At 38.1% G+C, this 2899-nt stretch carries 5 protein-coding genes, 3 tRNA genes and 1 pseudogene; 7 read left to right on the forward strand and 2 right to left on the reverse strand.

Going from position 1 to position 2899, the window contains the following annotated elements; all coding sequences use genetic code 11:
• Together Q0369_RS09410 and Q0369_RS09415 are read right to left on the reverse strand one after the other, a co-directional pair.
• A pseudogene (locus tag Q0369_RS09410) lies at positions 1-200 on the reverse strand (3-deoxy-8-phosphooctulonate synthase); the annotation flags it as partial.
• Between the two features lie 51 nt (positions 201-251).
• The gene (locus tag Q0369_RS09415) at positions 252-839 is read right to left on the reverse strand and encodes a transglycosylase SLT domain-containing protein (RefSeq protein ID WP_298099087.1); all 588 of its coding nucleotides are present in this window, start codon (positions 837-839) and stop codon (positions 252-254) included.
• A 128-nt stretch (positions 840-967) separates the two neighbouring features.
• Here Q0369_RS09415 and Q0369_RS09420 point away from each other — a divergent pair.
• From Q0369_RS09420 to Q0369_RS09450, 7 genes are all read left to right on the forward strand, one after another.
• A tRNA-Val gene (locus Q0369_RS09420) sits at positions 968-1043 on the forward strand.
• 60 nt (positions 1044-1103) lie between these two features.
• Positions 1104-1180, forward strand: a tRNA-Asp gene (locus tag Q0369_RS09425).
• An 11-nt stretch (positions 1181-1191) separates the two neighbouring features.
• Positions 1192-1267: transfer RNA gene (locus Q0369_RS09430), tRNA-Lys, on the forward strand.
• A gap of 133 nt (positions 1268-1400) precedes the next feature.
• A complete protein-coding gene (locus tag Q0369_RS09435; protein ID WP_298099089.1) occupies positions 1401-1724 on the forward strand; it encodes a hypothetical protein in 324 nt (107 codons plus the stop codon).
• Between the two features lie 8 nt (positions 1725-1732).
• Positions 1733-2068 (forward strand): hypothetical protein, encoded by a 336-nt coding sequence (locus Q0369_RS09440; RefSeq protein ID WP_298099092.1) that lies wholly within the window; start codon positions 1733-1735, stop codon positions 2066-2068.
• A 75-nt stretch (positions 2069-2143) separates the two neighbouring features.
• Positions 2144-2530 (forward strand): Imm41 family immunity protein, encoded by a 387-nt coding sequence (locus Q0369_RS09445; RefSeq protein WP_298099095.1) that lies wholly within the window; start codon positions 2144-2146, stop codon positions 2528-2530.
• A 4-nt stretch (positions 2531-2534) separates the two neighbouring features.
• Positions 2535-2899, forward strand: a 365-nt coding sequence (locus Q0369_RS09450) for an Imm41 family immunity protein (protein WP_298099097.1), incomplete at its 3' end; no start/stop codon positions are given.

A 2899-nucleotide genomic window follows, 5' to 3' on the forward strand; every position in this document is an offset into this window, starting at 1 on the left:
TTTACTTCGGCTAAAATTTCGCAGCCGCGCTGCAGCCCTGGGCCGCGGAAGCTTGAGATGCTGGTGCGGTTGGCTTTATCGAAGCTGCTTTTGAAGTAAAATTCCACCCCGCTCATTTCGTTAAATTTGCGCAAACTTTCCGCGACTTGCATTATCAGCTCGCGGCTTTCGATCACGCAGGGTCCTGCGATCAGTATCATGAAATATCCTTTTTTAAAATTTGCGCGATTTTAGCGAAATTTTACTAACTCTTAATAGGGCTTGCCGAAAAATTTCTCGTAATGTTCGTAAAAGCGCTTGTAGTAGGGATTTGAGTAGCGTTTGCGCATGCCGTAGTTGTAGCACTCGATCGTGTCTTTGATATTTTTGTCTTTGGCGTTCCAACATTTGCGCAGGATTTTGGCGCATTTGGTAAGGTTGTATATCGGGTTAAATATATAATCGATCTCATTTTGGCTAAAATTTATGGCGTTTAGCTGCCCGAGCCCTACGTCGATACTAAAGCCGTCCTCGTACAGATATTTGGCGATCTGCACGGCGTAAATTTCGTTTGCCGGTATGATCGTAACGACCCATTTGCTGGAATTTAGGCTATAGTTGCTCGTCTTGATGCGGATATTTTGATTGTGCAGGCTCGCGAAATAATCGGCGTTTGCTTTGTTTGTCAAAAAGGAGATCGTGTAGGGCTCGAAGTCGCTTTCGATTTTGACGATAGTGTATAAAATTTCAGGCTTTACCCCTTCGTTTTGCGCTACTGCGGCGATGGCGTTTACGATCTCGTTCGGCGAGTAAGCGGGGGCTTGAAGCGCCAAAAATAGGGCGAAAACCAACTTTTTCATCTAAATTTACCGAGCCTTTGATAAAATTTTATGTCGCAAGTATAGCACAATTTCAGTCTTTTCATCATTGTTTAAGTGAAAATTAATCGTATTGGATATATAATCACATTTCTTTTTTAAACCCAAACGGTCGCTTAGCTCAGCTGGTAGAGCGCCACCCTTACAAGGTGGATGTCGCAGGTTCGATCCCTACAGCGACCACCATTTTGAAATCCTTGGATTTCATACTTCTTTAGCACTTGCGTTGCGAGTGTAATTTTTGGTGCGACGGTAGTTCAGCTGGTTAGAATGCCGCCCTGTCACGGCGGAGGTCGTGGGTTCGAGCCCCATTCGTCGCGCCACTTCTTACGATGTCTTGCTAGCTCAGTAGGTAGAGCATCTCACTTTTAATGAGGGGGTCGTTGGTTCGAATCCAACGCAGGACACCACTTTTATCACTAAATAATTAGTATATTTCTTTGTATTTATATTGTTCTTTCGGTGCTAAATTTTTCACCTTGCGATATTAACGACATGTTGAGGCGAGACTACAATCGTATGGAGCAAAAATGCAGACTAAAATTGATACGACGGGCTAATAATGGCAACAGCGGGGCGCATAGGCGACTTTTTTATTTTTATGAGCGATATTTTTTAGATAGATATTGTGTAGATAAAAAGGCGCAGCAAGAATTAGACAAAGAAGAGCTAAATTTTATTAAAAAATTTCATTCTGGAAATTTAGATCTATGCACGAATAACGACTTTATAGTTGGTTTATTAAAAAAGTGCGTTTTGAAAGAGGGAAATTTCACATTGTGTACCGAGCGGATCGGAAAGGAAAAAGAGATTAACATGGATGAAGTCATACATCTATATTACGCGGATAGAAAGCCGAAAGAATAAGAGATTTCATGAAAAATAAAATTTACTTTATTGCCGCCGCTATAATATTATTTGCGTGGATATTTTATCTATATAAAGAACAAAGCGCCTCTTGCGGTATAAAAGATCTTTTTATGGGCGATTCTGAAATAACAAAAGAGTGTAGAATTACTATAATAAGGCAATTTGAAAAGAACGGTAACCCGCGCGCATATAAAAGACTGAGTTTAGTTTATGGAAAAATTTTAAGCGAAAAACCGATAGAAGAGGTTTTAAACGAGCTAGACCGAGAAGAGATAGAATTTTTAAAAAAATTGTATCCCGATTCAAAAATTTTATCTAAAGAGTTGACAAGCAGAAAATAATCAATTTTTATGAATATAAATTTGTCATAAAGATGGCTAAATGTTTAATAAAGAATGAAAAAAGGACGGTGATTAATGGACTTAAAGCTTTTATACCAGAATTCAACGAATTCTGATAAATTCAGCATCAATTCGTTTGTCGGGAAATTTATATATCAAAGAACCTGGTCGGATTGCGATTATTGGGAGTTGGATAAAGCTTTAATGCAAATTTTGAGCTTTTATCATAACAAAACGCTTCCAAAAGAAATTTTCGCCGCAATACTAGCGATATTTAATGATGTTATCGGCGTGGAGGACAAATCGGAAATTTATGTAAGCAATATGCTGTGCGCGAAAAACAGCGACGGCGTGGTGCCTAGCATATATGATAGATTTGAAAGATTAAACGTTCTGTGCAACAGCATCGTATTCAAAGAAAAGCTTGACAATAGCGGTTTTTGGTATATTCCAAAGGATTAATGCAATGAATCTTGTAAATTTTTATAGAAATACCGCATTTGATGATAGATATGATGCAAATTCGTTCATAGGTATGATTTTGGATTATAATTTATGGTCCGATGATGAATATTGGAAATTAGAAGCCGATTTAAAAAAGATTTTGCAGCATTATAAAAACAAAGAGTTGGACCCAGAAATAATGCAAGGCATTATTTCTATCTCTAATGATATATTTCTAAACGGAAGTTGGCGCGACGTAGATATAGACGCAAAAAGCGAATGTTTTAAAACGTATGAATATCAAGAAGATACAAAGCCAAATATTTTCGATAGATTTCGTCGCATAAAAAGCTTATTATTGGCGGTTGCGTCAGGGGATGAAAATTT

This window comes from uncultured Campylobacter sp., assembly GCF_938030685.1.
GTDB lineage: Bacteria > Campylobacterota > Campylobacteria > Campylobacterales > Campylobacteraceae > Campylobacter_B.

Bases quoted from the DNA above. Each gene is read 5' to 3' on its own strand.
- Q0369_RS09415 (WP_298099087.1), bottom strand. From the start codon at position 839: ATGAAAAAGTTGGTTTTCGCCCTATTTTTGGCGCTTCAAGCCCCCGCT.
- Q0369_RS09440 (WP_298099092.1), top strand. From the start codon at position 1,733: ATGAAAAATAAAATTTACTTTATTGCCGCCGCTATAATATTATTTGCG.
- Q0369_RS09445 (WP_298099095.1), top strand. From the start codon at position 2,144: ATGGACTTAAAGCTTTTATACCAGAATTCAACGAATTCTGATAAATTC.